The sequence below is a fragment of the Mesorhizobium sp. M0051 genome (genome assembly GCF_040323235.1).
Classification (GTDB): Bacteria; Pseudomonadota; Alphaproteobacteria; order Rhizobiales; family Rhizobiaceae; genus Mesorhizobium.
The window spans coordinates 14,490-30,918 of the sequence record NZ_JAMYUT010000037.1 but is presented as its reverse complement, the minus strand read 5'-3'; the positions used below and the strand labels follow the sequence as shown (position 1 = coordinate 30,918).

Below are 16,429 nucleotides of genomic sequence, written 5' to 3'. Positions count from 1 at the left end.
CACGATACGGACAACCCCAGGGTCACCTCGCACATGCTCGATCGTAACAGGCAGTCCCAACTTGCCGGATCCCGACAGGCCCTGTCTGCGGACCTCCCCTATGACGTGCCGCAAAACTACGGTCCTTATGGTCGTGACCATGGCGGTCGGGATGACGGGTTCAACCCGCTCAAGCTGTTGTTTTACATTGTCCAGTACCGTTGGTTGATCGTCATGATGGCCGCTGCCGGGCTTGTCGCCGGCGTCATCGTGACAATGATGCAGACACCAAAATATCTGGCAACGACGCAACTCGAAGTGCTGGTCCCCTCGGCGAAAGTCTTTCAGGACATCGAAGTTGTTTCCGAAAACAGCGACGTCAGGGCCTTCCTGACCGCCCGTGAAAAGCTGAAGAGCCGCGCGCTGGCTCAGCGCGTGGCCTTCCAGCTAGGGCTTGGCGAAAAGCCGGACTTCCTGTTTCCGACGCCGAGCTTTTCGCTGAGCAACATTGTCTACCGGGCGTTCGGACTTTCGAAGTCGCCTTCCATTGAGGAGAAAACGCCCGAGGAGCGCGAGGCAATCGCCATCAAGCGAATCCTGGACGACCTGACGGTCAATCTGGTCACCAATACAAGCCTGCTGTCGATCACCTTTGTCGATCAGAAGCCGAAATATGCAAGCGACGTAGCCAATCAGGTCGCACAGAGTTTTATCGATCAGCGACTGGACCAGACCAGCGAGACCTCTGATCTGGCAAGGCAATTCATCCAGGAACAGGTTCTGCAGGTGAAGCAAAAGCTGCAAAAATCCGAGGAGGAATTGGTCACCTACGCAAAAGACGCCGGCATCACGGTCACTGGCGACGACAAATCGCTGATCGACTCTAACATCGAAGCCCTGAACACCGCGCTGGCCATGGCGATCCAGGAGCGCCTGGATGCGGGGCGGGTCGTGAGTCAGATAGAAAAGGGACGCGGATCAAGCCTCGGCCCGGTTCTGGAAAGCGAAGGTCTGCAGAAGCTCAGCGAAAAGCTGGCGGATCTGTCCAGCCAGTATCAGCAGAAACTGGGCATCCTGAAGCCTGGTTATCCGGAAATGCAGCAATTGCAATCGCAGATCAAGGAACTGCAGCGGCTCTATGACAATGGCGTTCTTGCGATAACGGATTCGTTGCGACTGAAATACCAGGAAGCGCAAGGCAAGGAGGCCGACCTAAAATCCAAGCTCGCGGAAATGGAGAGACAGCAGGCCGTCTTCAACGACAAAAATATCAAATACACGATCCTGAAGCGTGAGGTCGATTCCAATCGGTCGCAGTACGACAGCCTTATCACCAAGCTGAATGAAGTTGGGGTTAGCTCGGAACTCAAGACGCAAAGCGCCGCGATCGTCGACTTCGCTTCGCTGCCCGTAGCCCCCTATTCTCCACGCCTGAGCATCAATCTTGCAATCGCGCTGGCGCTTTTCATGGCTTTGACTGCATCGATCATCTACATCATCGAGCTCTTGAACAACACCTTCACCAATCCGGAGCAGGTCGAGAAAGAGCTGGGACTGGCGATGCTCGGCATCCTGCCGCTTGTCGACGACCGCGAACTCATAGCCAGCATCGCCGATCAAAAATCCGGGCTCTCGGAGGCCTATCGTTCGTTGCGAACATCGCTGCAGTTCTCCGGTGCGGAGGGTGCGCCGCGATCGCTGCTGGTGACCAGTTCGGAACCTTCGGAAGGCAAGTCGACCACCTCGTTCAAGCTCGGCCAGGATTTCGCGGCGCTCGGCGCAAGGGTTCTGCTGGTCGATGGCGATCTTCGCAAACCGAACCTGCATCGGCTGTTCGGTCTCGACAACGCGATCGGGTTGAGCAACCTTCTGACGAATACCGTTCGCAAGGATGATCTGGCGGGCATTTTCAGGACGACGAAATACCCTAACGTGACTGTACTGACGTCCGGGACCATTCCGCCGAACCCGGCCGACCTTCTCTCTTCGCAGAAGATGGCGCTGATCTTGACGAATCTCGGCAAACGCTTCGATCTGGTCATCATCGATGCTCCACCGGTCGTCGGCCTTTCCGACGGCCCAATCCTCAGCCGGCTGGCGGAAGGCACGTTGATGGTCGTTTCCACCAACCAGGTCACGCGCAAATCAGCCAAGACGGCGCTCAGGCGTCTGCGGGCGGCCGGTGCGAATGTGATCGGAGGGGCGATGTCGAAGTTTGCAGTGAACAAGTTCGACTACAACTATGCCTACAAATATATGAACTACCAGTACTACGACTACGGCGCGAGCACCCCGAAAATCGAAGGCAAAGTCGATGATGGAGCAGGCCAGCCCGCTCACGCGAAATCTCCTGCGGTCAGGCGTTTGGTTCGTCGCCTCCGTTCTAGTGTTGGCCGCTTCGTCGATCGGGCTAAGTCGGCTCCTTGAGGCCGGGACGCCAGCCGTCTCGCTTGCGATCGATCCGCTGAACATAAATGCGTTGATAGGTGACATCACCGGTGACCTGAACGAAACAGGCAGTGGTCCTGATCTGGATGCTTTGGCTGCCAAGGCGAGGGGTGCGCTTCGCTTCAATGTCGCGGATGCCCGGCTCTACAGCCTATTGGGCGAGATCAAGTACCGGCAAGGCGAGAAGGACGAAGCCTTTGAATTCTTCGACCAGGCTCGAAAACTGTCCAAGACGGAAATCCATGCACTTCAGAGATCGATCGACCGTTCGATCGAGTTAGGTGATCTGTCACGCGCGGTCGCCGAGATCGACACATTGCTACGCCGGTGGCCGGACCGCTTTCCAATCATCGCGGCGGGCATGCCGGCGATTCTTTCAAATCCGGACGGATACCGGGCTGTCCTGGCAGCCATAAAGATAAAGGCTCCGTGGAGGTCCAATCTTTTTTCTGCCCTTGGTCAGGATCCGCAAGGCCTGCGCGCGGCAAGTCAACTGTTGCTCGACCTTACCGGATCGAGTTCACCACCGACATCGAAGGAACTGTCTGCGGTGATCAACGGCTACATCAGGCAAAAGGACTACGAGCCAGCCTATCGGCTGTTCCTTTTCAGCCTGTCCGATCAGGAGCGGACGCTGGGTGGCTATATTTTCAACGGCGGCTTTGAACCCGTCCGCAGCGGCAAGCCCTTCGATTGGCAGGTTCACGATCGCTCCGGTCTGGAAATTACCTTTGCCGGGTCGCGCGATGTCGGCGAAAGCGACAGCGGAGCCACCGTTCGATTTTTGAACACGCCGGTGAAGAACGCCGCGCTCCAGCAATATGTCGAATTGCCTCCCGGCTCCTACAGGATTTCCCTGATTGCCTCCGGGAGAAACCTGAAGTTGCCAAAGGGGCTGTTCTGGTCCATCCGCTGCGCAGATCCGGCAAGCGAAATAGCCCGATTCAACATTCCGGCAGGCACATTCAACCGGCAGTATCTGAGCCTTGATTTTGCGATCGGACCGAGCGCGTGTCCGATGCAATTGTTGCGGCTGGAAACAGCCGCCATCGCCGAAAGCTGGCGATTTCGATACGTCGGCACGTTGGTCATGCACAAGCTGAGCATCGAAAGAGTTTCATTGTGAGAGCGCGCTCGAGCCGGTCCACGGAATGGGAAAAGTATCTGCTTGGGTCGGTTCTTTTCCTGTCGATGCTGATTGGCGGCGGCACGGCGAGTGGCCTCTACACCGAAACGCTGATCGAAATTGCAGCGATCGTCTCGGCCGCGGCCATCTTTTCAAGGCCATCGGGGCAGAGCATCCCTCGTCCGGTCTTGTGGCTGCTTGCCCTGACCCTTGTCGTGTTCTGCCTTCAGATCGTGCTGCTGCCTGCGGCCCTGTTGAGCGGATTGCGGCCGGAGCCGCTGCTCGCCACTCCGTGGCTCGCCGGCGAAACCCGGCTGCGCTTCGTCAGTGTCGGCGTCGGGCGCACGATCGAGTGCTTTCTGTATTTTTCGGCGGGGGCAGCATTCTTTCTGAGCGTTATCCGCTTGCGTACGGATCAGGTCTACGGCCTTCTGCCGTTCTTTTTCATGGGTGTCATCTGTAACGGATTGGCTGCCGCGATCCAGTATTCACTCTCCGATACGGTTGCCATAGAAGGGTTGTTGCCGTTCACGATCAATGCGGGACTGTTTGCCAACCAGAACCACTTTTCGGCGTTGCTGTTCGTTTCCATCCCTTTCGTTGTCTGCCACGGCCTTTTCCGCGGGCACCTTCTGTCTGGATCGCTCGGATTGATAATGCTGTTGCTGCTGCTTCTGGCCGCCGGTTCGCGCGCCGGTATCCTGATAGGATTGGCGATCACCATAATATCGGTTGTCTTTCTGTCCGCTCGCTCCAGGCTAAGTCGGTATGGCGTCCTTGCGGTCTTCATCGGCCTTTCGCTCTACACGATAGGCGCGTGGACGAAGATCGATGCGGAGGTGGTTGATCCGGAATTTGGCCGAGCCGAATTCGCCCGCACCACGATTGCGGGGATTGAAGAGAATTGGGCGACAGGTGTGGGTTTCGGCAGCTTTCAGAAGGTCTACCAGATTTACGAAAAGGGCGAGATGATCTTCAAGCCCTACGTCAATCACGCTCATAACGACTATCTGGAGCTGGCACTCGAGGGTGGCGCGCCCGTCGTTCTTCTGATCGCGGCTTACCTGACATTGCTTTTTGCGTCGTCTGTCGGGGTTCGGCGGGAGCCGCTGCAGAAAGCCGCGTTCCTTTCGGTGTCTTTTCTTCTCGTTCATTCGCTGGTTGATTATCCCTTGCGCACAGCGGCGCTTGCGATGGTTTTTGCCTACATGAATGGCATCATCTTTCACAAAGGCTTTGCTGTGCGGTTGAGCCAAAGGGGCGGGTCGACCGAGACCCATCATGACGATTTGCTTGTTCCCGCCAGGCCGTTGACGTTGGCGAAATGAGAGCAGGTGGATTTGCCGGGATTGCCGCCGGACGCGGTCCGGTCGTTTGTCGATTGCCGAGATTGACAAGCCATTGCGTGGAACCTAAGCACAAGCAGCAAGGCCAGGGGGCTTTGGCATGTCAAGGAGAGCTTCTTGAAAGGAATTATCCTTGCCGGGGGCAGTGGAACGCGCCTTTATCCGCTAACATTAGCAATCTCTAAGCAGATTCTGCCGATATACGACAAGCCGATGATCTATTATCCGCTAAGCGTTTTGATGCTCGCGGGTATCCGAGAGATTCTGGTCATTTCAACACCGCGTGACCTGCCGGTCTTTCGCGATCTGCTTGGCGATGGATCGGAGTTCGGGCTCGATCTGTCCTATGCCGAGCAACCGCAACCCAACGGTCTGGCGGAAGCCTTCATCATCGGCCGGGATTTCATCGGCAAGGACAGCGTGTCGATGATCCTTGGCGACAACATCTATTTCGGCGATGGGCTGTCGCAGCTTTGTCGCGCCGCGGCCTCGCGCGAAAAGGGTGCTTCGGTGTTCGCCTATCATGTCGAGGATCCCCAGCGTTATGGTGTCGTATCCTTCGACAAGGCCACCGGGACGGCGCTGACGATTGAAGAAAAGCCGCAGAACCCGAAATCCAACTGGGCTGTCACCGGTCTCTATTTCTACGACAATGATGTCGTCGACATCGCCCCCTCCATAAGGCCCTCGGCGCGCGGCGAGCTTGAGATCACGGCGGTCAACAATGTTTATCTCGAGCGCGGCCAGTTGCATGTGCACCGGCTGGGGCGTGGCTATGCCTGGCTCGACACCGGTACGCAAGACAGCCTGCACGAAGCGTCTTCCTTCGTGCGCACCATCGAGCATCGCCAAGGCATCAAGGTCGCCTGTCCGGAAGAGATTGCCCTTGAACAGGATTGGCTGACGGCGGACCAGGTTCTGCGTCGCGCCGACCGCCTAGGCAAGAACGAATATGCCGCCTATCTGCGCCGGCGCGTCGTGGACCTGTCGGAGGGCTAGATGCTGGAAGTCAGGTCCCTTGGCATCGATGGCGTGCTGGAAATCGTGCCGAAGCGGCATGGCGACGCGCGCGGGTTCTTCGTCGAAACCTACAATGCCGAACGCTTTGCGCAGGCTGGGATAGATCTGCTTTTCGTGCAGGACAATCATTCCTATTCTGCCGCGGCAGGCGTTTTGCGAGGGCTTCACTACCAGCTCGCGCCGCGGGCGCAGGACAAGCTGCTGCGCGTCATCCGCGGCAGTATTCTCGACGTTGCGGTGGACATTCGCCGCGGCTCGAAAACCTTTGGAAAATGGGTCGCGCTCGAAGTGTCGGCCGAAAAGGGCAACCAGATTCTGGTGCCGAAAGGCTTCGCGCACGGCTTCGTGACGCTCGTCGCCGACACCGAGGTCCTGTATAAGGTCACCGACACCTATTCGCAGGCGCATGACCGGTCAATTCGTTTCGACGATCCCGCCATCGGCATCGAATGGCCGTCATTGTCCGGCGGGTTCCAGCTTTCGGACAAGGACCTGAAGGCGCCGCTATTGGCCGCCGCCGAGGTGTTTGCCTGATGATTGCCAAAGGATGAGGACAGTGGCATGAATTTTCTGGTGACAGGCGGTGCTGGCTTCATAGGCTCGGCGGTATGCCGGCATCTGTGCGCCAACCCGGCCTATCGCGTGACCAATCTCGACAAGCTCACCTATGCGGGCAATTTGGCCTCGCTGCGGCCGATCGAGAACGCGCACAATTACCGCTTTGCGCAGGCCGATATCTGTGACGAGAAGGCAGTGCTCGACATCCTGCGCCGGGACGATATCGACATCGTCATGAACCTCGCCGCCGAGAGCCATGTCGACCGCTCGATCGACGGGCCGGGCACGTTTATCGAGACCAACATCGTCGGCACCTACAAGATCCTCAATTCCGCGCTGGAATACTGGCGCGGCCTGCCCGAGGACAGGAAGAGCCGCTTCCGCTTCCATCATGTCTCGACCGACGAGGTGTTCGGCGATCTGCCTTTCGATGGCGGCATGTTCGTCGAGGAAACGCCTTATGCGCCGTCCTCGCCCTATTCCGCCTCCAAGGCGGCGTCGGACCATCTGGTGCGAGCCTGGCACGAAACCTATGGCCTGCCGGTCGTGCTTTCCAACTGCTCGAACAATTACGGACCCTATCACTTTCCCGAAAAGCTGATCCCGCTGGTCATCCTCAATGCGCTCGACGAAAAGCCGCTGCCGGTCTATGGCGCCGGCGCCAATGTGCGCGACTGGCTGTTCGTCGAGGATCACGCGCGCGCGTTGGAACTCGTCGCCACGAAAGGGCAGCCGGGCGAAAGCTACAATGTCGGCGGCAATTCCGAGCGGACGAACCTGGGCGTCGTCGAGACGATCTGCGATCTGCTCGACACCAGGCGTCCCCGGGCCGGTGGCAAGAGCTATCGCGACCTGATTTCCTTCGTCACCGATCGTCCCGGCCATGATCGCCGCTACGCCATCGACGCATCGAAGATCGGCCGTGATCTCGGCTGGGCGCCCAACGAGAACTTCGACAGCGGCCTGGCCAGAACCGTGGACTGGTTTCTCGACAACAAATGGTGGTGGGGGCCGATCCGCGAAAAGCACTATGCCGGTGAAAGACTGGGCGAAGCGCGCAAGGGGGCCGCGTGAGGCTCGTCGTCACCGGACGCGAGGGCCAGGTCGCGGCAAGCCTTCTGGAGGCCGGCCGGCGACGCGCCGGCGTGGAGGTCATTGCCATTGGCCGGCCGGAACTCGATTTGGCAAGACCCGACATGGTGATCGAAGCCATTGCGGCCGCCAAGCCCGACATCGTCGTGTCGGCCGCCGCCTACACGGCGGTGGATCAGGCCGAGGATGAGCCCGATCTGGCATTCGCGGTGAACGCCGTTGGCGCCGGCAAGGTGGCGGAAGCGGCAAGCCGGCTTGGCGTTCCCGTCATCCATCTTTCGACCGACTATGTCTTCGACGGTTCGAAGGACAGCGCCTATGTCGAGACCGACGCGACCGCGCCAGCCAGCGCCTATGGCGCCTCCAAGCTAGCCGGCGAGCAGGCGGTGGCGGCAGCCAGCCCGCATCACCTGATCCTGCGCACGGCATGGGTCTACAGCCCGTTCGGCAAGAATTTCGTCAAGACCATGCTGCGGCTTGCCGCCGACCGCGACGAGATCGCCGTGGTGGCCGATCAATGGGGAAATCCCACATCCGCGCTTGATGTCGCCGACGCAATCCTGCATGCAGCAGCACAGCTCAATGACGGCAAGAGCTTCGCCGGCATCTATCACCTGGCCGGAACCGGCGAAGCCAACTGGAGCGGCTTTGCCCGTCATATCCTGGACACAAGCCGCGTGTCTGGTGGCCCTTGGGCGCGGGTACGGGACATTGCTACAATAGACTATCCAACCAAGGCGCGCCGCCCCGCCAACTCCCGGCTATCGAGCGCGAAATTCGCCTCCGCGTTCGGCTGGGATGCGCCGGACTGGCGGAAGTCGACGGAGACGGTGGTGCGGCGGCTTCTCATCGATGGGACGAAATAGGCATTGATGGCATGAGCAAGCATCCGTCACTCGAAAATATGCGCGATGGTATACCGGCCGGCGAGGTGGCGCCGAAGGCGCGCGCCAAGGCGAAAGCCGCGCGGCCTGGAAAACACGACGGTTCACTTCGTGACCTGTACAACGCGCATCGTGGCAAAGTGTCGGATAAATGGTCAATCTATCTGAGCACATACGACCATATTTTTTCAGAGTATCGAAACAAGCCGGTTCGGATTCTGGAAATTGGAGTTCAGAACGGCGGTTCCTTGGAGATATGGCAAAAATATTTTCCGAATGCGGAAATTATTGTCGGTTGCGACATCAATCTGGCCTGCGGCAATCTGGTTTTTGATAACAAGAAGATTGAAATATCGGTAGGTAATGCCAATACAGATGAAGTAGAGCGCGATATCGTTGCGAGGTCGGAGAAGTATGATATTATAATTGATGACGGATCGCATTTGTCATCGGATATAATCTGCTCGTTCGCTCGATACTTCCCCCATCTTTCTGAAGGGGGGATCTACATAGCGGAAGATCTGCATTGCAGTTACTGGCAGGAATTCGACGGCGGTCTCTATGATCCTCTTTCCTCGATGTCGTTCTTCAAGCGCCTGCTTGACGTGGTCAACCATGAGCATTGGGGACTGGATCGTCGTCGGGTCGATGCCCTGGCCACTTTCGCGGGCAGGCACCAAGCCGCATTCGATGAAGCTTCTCTCGCGTCGGTTCATTCGGTTGAGTTCTTGAACTCGCTTTGCGTTGTTACGAAGCGGCCGATTCCGGAAAATATCCTGGGCGCGCGCAGCGTGCACGGCCTGGCTGCGCTCGCCGACGGGAGCGTGGTGCCTCTCGACGACACGGAGAGCAAGGCGACCGATCAAACCGGAAATCCGTGGTCGTTACGGTCGACGACTATGGAAGAGGAGATCGAAACCAACAGGCAACTGGTAAAACACCATGGAGTGCAGATCGAGGCCTTCTCTAGTGAGATAGTCGAAATGCGCGAACAGCTCCGGAATCGCGAAGACGAAATCGCGCGGGCAAGGGCGCTGGCCATCGCCAGGGCCGAAGAGATCGAAGTCCTGCGAAAAGAACTGTCGGTTGCGCACGTGGCGGCGAGCACGTTGCTTGCGGATCGCGACAATGCATACTCCGAGGAAACCCGTTTGCATGGTGTTCTCGATGCCGTCTATGCCAGTACCTCCTGGCGACTGACCAAGCCTGTGCGCGGGATTGGGAGTGGCATTCGCGCGATCGGCAATACGCCCATGATGGCTCGCCGCTTAGTGGCTCGCGGCGCTTACGCCTGCTGGCACAATCTGCCGCTGCCTATCGACGTCAAGCGAAAGATGAAGAGAGCGATGTTTTCGACCTTCCCTTCGCTGTTTGGCGTTACGAATGCCTACCGCGCCTGGAGAAACATGGAGGCGCCCGACGCGCCCGTGGGCAACAACGAGATGGTCCTGCGCGGGGCGCTCGCCAGTTCTGGCCCGATCTTTGCGCCCGAACCCGTCTATATGCCACGTCTCGAGGCACCGCCGCTGCTCCAGAGGCCGGTGCGCATCATTGCGTTCTATCTGCCGCAATTCCACCCGATCCCCGAAAACGATGAATGGTGGGGACAGGGCTTCACCGAATGGACCAATGTCAGGCCCACAGAGCCGCAATTTGCCGGCCACCAACAGCCGCACGTGCCAGATGCGCTCGGCTATTATGATCTGCGCGATACCGCCGTGCAGCACCGCCAGATCGAACTGGCAAGGCTCTATGGCGTGGAAGCCTTCTGCTTCTATTTTTATTGGTTCGCGGGCAAGCGGCTCTTGGAAAAGCCGCTTGAGAACTGGCTTGAGGACAAGAGCCTCGACATGCCGTTCTGCGTCTGCTGGGCCAATGAGAACTGGTCGCGCCGTTGGGACGGGATGGACCAGGAGATCCTCATCGCCCAGGACCATTCCCCCCAGGACGATCTCGCCTTCATCGCCGAGGTCGCGCCTTATCTTCGCGACCCTCGCTATATCCGCGTCGGTGGCAAGCCGCTGCTGCTCGTCTATCGGCCAAGCCTGCTGCCGGCGGCAATCGAGACAGCGCGGCGCTGGCGGACTTGGTGCCGGGAGAACGGCATCGGCGAGATTTTCCTGGCCTACACCCAATCGTTCGAATCTGTGCCGCCGGACCGATACGGGTTCGATGCCGCTGTGGAATTTCCGCCTAACAATTCCGCACCGCCAAACGTCACGCATACAGTGACGCCGCTGCATGAGGATTTTGCCACGACCGTCTATGACTGGTCGGTTTTCCCGCAGCGCAGCGAGACCTATTCATCCCGCAAATACAAGCTCTTCCGTTCGGTTTGCCCTGGCTGGGACAATACGGCACGCCGCAAGCGCGGCGGCACCGTGTTTATTAACAACACTCCTGCGCTCTACCGCAAATGGCTGGACAATGCCATTGAGGACACCTTGGCCCATGTCGGCGAGCCATCCGAGCGGCTGGTTTTCGTCAATGCCTGGAACGAGTGGGCGGAAGGCGCCCATCTGGAGCCCGATAGCGCCAACGGCCACGCTTACCTGCAAGCGACCCGCGACGCGTTGGAGGCGGCCAACAGGAAATCCAAGTCCCGGATCGTAATCGTTTCGCACGACGCCCATCCCCATGGAGCGCAATTGCTGGCTCTCAATATGGCCAAGGGATTCAAGCTACTTGGCTTTGACACCGATCTCATTGCGCTGGGTGATGGACCGTTACTCGGCCGTTTCGCCCACGCCGCGACCGTGCACAGGATCAACTTACCTGAGCAAGGCGATGCCGATGTGTTGAAACGCTTGGCCACCATCAGAAACAACGGCGCCGAAGTGGCCGTTGTCAACACCACCGTATCGGGTAGGCTCGTGCCGCTGTTGAAGCGGGCGGGGTTCCGCACCGTTAGCCTCGTCCACGAACTGCCCGGAATATTGGCGTCCTATGGTCTTGCTGACGCAGCCGCAGCCATTGTCGAGAGCGCCGACACGGTCGTTTTCCCAGCCGAGATCGTCAAAGTCGGATTCGAAGAGTTCGTTGGCGGGCCGGTCAGCCAGTCGGTAGTCAGGCCGCAAGGACTCTATCTGCGTACGCCCTACCACATCGATGATCGCCAGGGGGTTCGCGAGGCGGTCCGCGCGAAATTACAGCTCTCGACCAACGCCAGCATCATCTTGTGCGCGGGCTATGCCGACCATCGCAAGGGCCTCGATCTTTTCGTTGATGCTTGCCTCAAGGTTATGGCATCCAGATCGGATGCGGTTGCAGTCTGGGTCGGCCATGTCGATACTGTCTTCCACGCCAAGCAAATGCGTCGGGTGAAGGAAGCGGGACTCGAGAACCGCTTCCGCTTTGTCGGATTGGTGGAAAATCCGCAGGAGTACTATTTCGCGGCAGACATCTACGCCTTGACCTCGCGTGAAGATCCGTTCCCCTCGGTGGTGCTCGAGGCGCTTGATGCCACAGTGCCGGTCGTTGCCTTCGAAGGCGCTGGCGGCTTCCAGGATCTGCTGAAGCGTGATTGCGGAATCCTTGTGCAGGCCTTCGACACTGATGAGATGGCCAAAGCTATCGGCAATCTGCTCGACAATCAGGGCGAAGCACGGCGTCTGGGGGGCGTCGGACGTGATATTGTCCGCCAGGAATTCAGCTTCAATCACTACCTGCATGACCTGCTGATTTATTCCGAAAAGCCGTCGCCGCGGGTGTCGGTCATCGTGCCGAACTACAACTACGCCCGATATCTTGGTGCGCGCCTGAGCTCGATCGTCGATCAGACGATAAGACCCTACGAGTTGATCGTGCTTGACGATGCTTCAATCGACGAAAGCGTCGATGTCATTGAGCAGTTTCTGGCCGACTGCGATATTCCGTGCAGGTTGGTCGTGAATGCCGAAAATTCGGGCTCGGTGTTCCGCCAGTGGATGCGTGGGGTCGAAATGGCGCGCGGCGATTACGTCTGGATCGCCGAAGCCGACGATCTTGCCGATCCCGATTTTTTGGCCGAGCTTTTGCCCGCCTTCGAGCGCAAGGAAGTGGTGATGAGCTATTGCCAGTCGCGCCAGATAGACGGCACCGGCCGCGTTCTGTCCGAGCACTATCTCGACTATGTGGCCGATATCGATCGGTCCCGTTGGACGAAGCCCTACATCGTGGACGGCCGCCAGGAAATCGCCGAGGCGCTCTACCTCAAGAACACCATTCCAAACGTCAGCGGCGTTTTGTTTCGGAGGGAGGCGCTCAGGAATGCGTTGGCCAGACACAGCGAAGAGATCATGTCGCTGCGCAACGCAGGGGATTGGGTGACATATTTGCGTCTACTCGAGAATGGCTCGATCGCGTTTTCGCCGCGTTCGCTCAATTCTCACCGCCGGCATCAGTCGAGCGTGACCGTAGGAAATTTCGATCTCAGGCATCTACAGGAGATTAGACAGGTACAGGCCGAGACGATACGGAGCCATGACCTTGGGCCTGTTGCGCTCAAGCGGGCAAGCATCTACGAACGTGAGCTCAGTGAACGATTTGGCATCCCAATTCATGAATGACGACGCTGGCGACCTTCGAAAATCGCATGTCCGTATAGCGTCGAGGAGTATTTAGTGAGAGTTCTTTTTCTCGGAGCGCCAATAGCTCCGCATCTCGACCCGCAGATTGCCTTTGAAAAAAAATTCGAAGTCATTGGATATAACACCGGAAACCTTCTGATAGGGCAGTCCTTATTCGAGGAGCTCCGTTTTGAAGAATTCGGGCAGGGGTTGGGCTATTCCCCACAAGAGGCAAACGAACGTTTCGATATCATCGCCATCTCCGCAGCAAATTTTATCTATAAAGATTTTGATTTATCCTACCTTGCTGATTTTATTGAACCAACAAAACTGCCATGTGTGGTCGCTGGCCTCGGTGCCCAAGCATCGTCCATTGGTAAAAAAGTCACAGATATTCCCGATGGCAGTAAGCGTTTCCTTCGTATCATATCTGAGCGCAGCAAGACCGTGGGCGTGCGTGGCCATTTTACGGCTGAGGTCATGAATGATTTTGGGATAAAAAACGTCACAGAGGTAGGATGCCCAAGTCTGTTTCGCAAATTGCGTCGCAGCTTGAAGATAAAGAGGCCGAGACGAGGCGCTAGGCTGAGAGTTGCAGTGAACGGATCACGCAATGTATTTTTGCATTCGGCCGATCCCGAACCTGCCCGGCGCGTTGAAGCTGATCTTTTGAAGCTATCTGTCCAAAAACAATATCCGTATGTTCTTCAAAACGAAGAACCGGAAATGAAAATGTTGCTTTCCAGAGATGGGCGAGAAAATGATTTGGAGGTCGCCCAGGCAGTGCTCGGGCAGATGGGCATGGACATGGATCCATCGATCTATGTAAAGCATATCATAGAGAACGCAAAAATGTTCTTCGATTTGGCGGAGTGGGATGCGTTCATATCAAAGTTTGACTATTCGGTAGGGACGCGCTTTCACGGAAACCTGATCGCGTTAACCAACGGAGTTCCGGCGACCATAATTTCCCACGACTCAAGGACGACGGAAATGGCGGAACTTATGAGCATCCCGCACGTCCCGGTTGGGAAAGTAGGACAATTAGACGTGGAAGACCTTCTTCATGGTGGTGACTATGATGCCTTTCAGCGCATGTACACCGTCCTGTATGATCGTTTTGCCCAGTTCCTTTCCGAGAACGGGATCAGCCACAGGCTGGAGCAGCAGCACCATGAAGATGGTGCTGCTTCGCCGTTGTCCGACGTCGTAACTAGAGCTGCGTCCTTTTTGCGGCTTCGTTTTGGAAAATCCTAAGGGTGCTCTATGAATTCTGAGTCTCGTCCAGTTTACCGTCGGGCCGGTTACTGTCCGATCTGTGAAGCTAATGTCGAGTTTGCTTCCAACTATGATTGGTATCGCGATCACCTGCTCTGTTCCAGATGTGGATCGATCCCGCGTGAGCGCGCATTGGCTCTTATGCTCACGCGATATATCCCTCATTGGCGTCACCTCGCTATTCATGAATCGTCTCCCACCCCTCGGGGAATTTCTCCGAAGTTGAAGCGCCAATGTGCCGGGTATGTCGAATCACAGTACTTTCCTGGAGAACGCCTGGGCTCGTCGATCAAGGGCTTCCGAAACGAAAATCTGGAAGCGCAGACGTTTGGTGATGCGACGTTCGATCTCGTGGTAACACTTGATGTCATGGAGCATGTGAATATGCCGGAGCAGGTGACAAAGGAGATTGTCCGGACCCTGAAACCTGGCGGCGCTTATCTCTTCACCGTTCCCACCTACAAGGGCAAGACCGACAGTGAGCGCCGTGCGCTCTATGGACCGGATGGTACGATCCAGCATACCGGCGAGCCGGAATATCACGGAAATCCGGTGAGCGACGCTGGTTCGCTCGTGACATTTCACTATGGCTATGACCTTCCGGAACTGATCCACCGATGGTCTGGAATGGATGTCGAGGTGTGCCGTTTTCACGATCACGGGCACGGCATAATAGGCGAATTTACGGAAGTATATCTGGCGCGCAAGCAAGCCCTCTAGGGTGTTTTGTGTGGTGCTGCCGTGAAGAACCTGGTCCATAGTGCCTCCTTCGATTCGGAAGAAGAGGATGCACCATCAAAGCTTGAGATCCACCTAGGTCGTGCGGACATTTATCGCAGCCATAGGACGATTGCGGCGAGAATGACAACGGCTCGGTAGGTGCGAGCGGTTTTCTCGAAGCGGGTTGCGGTGCGGCGGAGCTGCTTGAGCTTGGAGGAACATGCGGTAGTGACAACCTTTATGCAAAAGCCATCAGGCTGGCCGGAGAAGGCTGAAGCGAGCACCCAAGCCCATGCCGGGCCGCTCGATATACCGATAGCTCAGTAACGACACTGGTATCAACGCCACAAAGGTTGCTATCACTGAGGCAAGGAACGGCAAGGACGCTCCATCGAAGGATGCGTAGATCGCCCGGTACAGACCCAAGCGATCCAGGATCACGATAACGACGGGATGCCAGAGGTAAATGCTGAAACTGGCGTTGCCGAGCAGCTTCGCGGCGGGGTTCACGAACCATCTTTGCGGATACAGGGAAACCCCCACGACTGCGCTTGCCAATGTTACCGCCCAAGCGGTTTTGACGCCGGAGCCGCCGCTTTGCCCCAGTATCGTTCCAAAAAATGCAGCGATCTGGCTGGCGAAACAGATCAGGCCGACAATTGTCAGAAGGCTGGCGGCAAAGACTACTCGGCCAATCTGCGGCGAAGTGAGGCGAAGCCTCAACCAAACATAATATCCCGCTATCCCCGCCGCGAAGTAGAACAGGTGAGCCATTAGAGAAAATTGAGAAAAGAGCGCTAATACCCCCTCCGTTCCTTGGAAAGCCAACGCCCAGTTGGCCGCCAAGAATACTGCTACAGCAAGAAACATCACAGAACGAGCAAGACCGGTGATGGCAAACAGCAGGAGCGGCAGGATTGCATAGAACGCCATCTCGACACCGATCGACCATGACGCCATGACGAATCCGGTGACGTGGTTCGGCACAAAGTTGAAGACGAACAGTGCCGAGCTAACGAACTGGGAAAGAGGGATCGTCGTCCCCCACATTGCCCGGCAGAAAGGGATATAGATCAGCATCATAAAGTAGAATAGCGGCGCGATGCGCAGAAAACGTCGAAGGTAAAATTCTCGCAATTCCTGCCGTCTGCCGATCCTTCCACTATACCCAACAAAGAGGCCGAATGCGCTGACTATGTAAAACAGCGGCACTCCGTTGCCAAAATGCGCTGGCACGAACCAAAGATAGCTGGGAACCTGCAGTTGTGGCAGTGCGATCAGATGAACAAGGACAATCGATATCGCCGCGTAGCAGCGCATTGCCAGGAGTCCCGGGAGCTCAACTCGCGAATAGGCATCCTTTAGTACGTGTGTCCCCCCACTCTCGGTGTTCATCCTGCCCTCGACTATCTTGCGGTCTTGCTTCCGACG

The 16,429-nt window shown here is 57.3% G+C and carries 11 protein-coding genes and 1 pseudogene; 10 read left to right on the top strand and 2 right to left on the bottom strand.

What is annotated here, in order from left to right; all coding sequences use genetic code 11:
• Nucleotides 1-33: 33 nt before the first annotated feature.
• The 10 genes from NKJ90_RS28595 (at nt 34) to NKJ90_RS28550 (ending at nt 14,998) form a co-directional block, all read left to right on the top strand.
• Nucleotides 34-2,406, top strand: a complete 2,373-nt coding sequence (locus NKJ90_RS28595; RefSeq protein WP_031260647.1) for a GumC family protein — start codon at nt 34-36, stop codon at nt 2,404-2,406.
• Complete coding sequence (locus tag NKJ90_RS28590; protein WP_032907711.1) at nt 2,294-3,553, top strand: tetratricopeptide repeat protein; 1,260 nt, start codon at nt 2,294-2,296, stop codon at nt 3,551-3,553. The genes NKJ90_RS28595 and NKJ90_RS28590 overlap by 113 nt, the downstream gene beginning before the upstream one ends.
• Entirely contained in the window at nt 3,550-4,881 is a 1,332-nt protein-coding gene (locus tag NKJ90_RS28585; protein WP_031260645.1) for an O-antigen ligase family protein, read from the top strand. The genes NKJ90_RS28590 and NKJ90_RS28585 overlap by 4 nt, the downstream gene beginning before the upstream one ends.
• A 135-nt stretch (nt 4,882-5,016) precedes the next feature.
• On the top strand, nt 5,017-5,898 hold the full coding sequence (rfbA, locus tag NKJ90_RS28580; protein ID WP_023760564.1) for a glucose-1-phosphate thymidylyltransferase RfbA: 882 nt from the start codon (nt 5,017-5,019) through the stop codon (nt 5,896-5,898).
• Nucleotides 5,899-6,453 carry a dTDP-4-dehydrorhamnose 3,5-epimerase gene (rfbC, locus tag NKJ90_RS28575; protein WP_023760563.1) on the top strand — a complete coding sequence of 185 codons (555 nt, stop codon included), beginning with the start codon at nt 5,899-5,901 and terminating at the stop codon, nt 6,451-6,453. It begins immediately after the preceding gene.
• Between the two features lie 27 nt (nt 6,454-6,480).
• Entirely contained in the window at nt 6,481-7,551 is a 1,071-nt protein-coding gene (gene rfbB / locus NKJ90_RS28570; protein WP_023760562.1) for a dTDP-glucose 4,6-dehydratase, read from the top strand.
• Nucleotides 7,548-8,435, top strand: coding sequence for a dTDP-4-dehydrorhamnose reductase (gene rfbD / locus NKJ90_RS28565; RefSeq protein ID WP_023760561.1), 888 nt, complete (start codon nt 7,548-7,550; stop codon nt 8,433-8,435). Before rfbB ends, rfbD begins: the two co-directional genes overlap by 4 nt.
• An 11-nt stretch (nt 8,436-8,446) precedes the next feature.
• The gene (locus NKJ90_RS28560; protein ID WP_352487362.1) at nt 8,447-13,000 is read left to right on the top strand and encodes a glycoside hydrolase family 99-like domain-containing protein; all 4,554 of its coding nucleotides are present in this window, start codon (nt 8,447-8,449) and stop codon (nt 12,998-13,000) included.
• 54 nt (nt 13,001-13,054) lie between these two features.
• Nucleotides 13,055-14,257, top strand: coding sequence for a polysaccharide pyruvyl transferase family protein (locus NKJ90_RS28555; protein WP_352487360.1), 1,203 nt, complete (start codon nt 13,055-13,057; stop codon nt 14,255-14,257).
• Nucleotides 14,258-14,500: 243 nt separating this feature from the next.
• On the top strand, nt 14,501-14,998 hold the full coding sequence (locus NKJ90_RS28550; protein ID WP_023760558.1) for a class I SAM-dependent methyltransferase: 498 nt from the start codon (nt 14,501-14,503) through the stop codon (nt 14,996-14,998).
• 110 nt (nt 14,999-15,108) lie between these two features.
• Here the strand turns inward: NKJ90_RS28550 and NKJ90_RS28545 are convergent.
• Both NKJ90_RS28545 and NKJ90_RS28540 read right to left on the bottom strand, forming a co-directional pair.
• Nucleotides 15,109-15,219: pseudogene (locus NKJ90_RS28545) on the bottom strand (IS5/IS1182 family transposase); the annotation flags it as partial.
• 31 nt (nt 15,220-15,250) lie between these two features.
• Entirely contained in the window at nt 15,251-16,318 is a 1,068-nt protein-coding gene (locus NKJ90_RS28540) for an acyltransferase family protein (protein ID WP_352487358.1), read from the bottom strand.
• Nucleotides 16,319-16,429 lie beyond the last annotated feature (111 nt).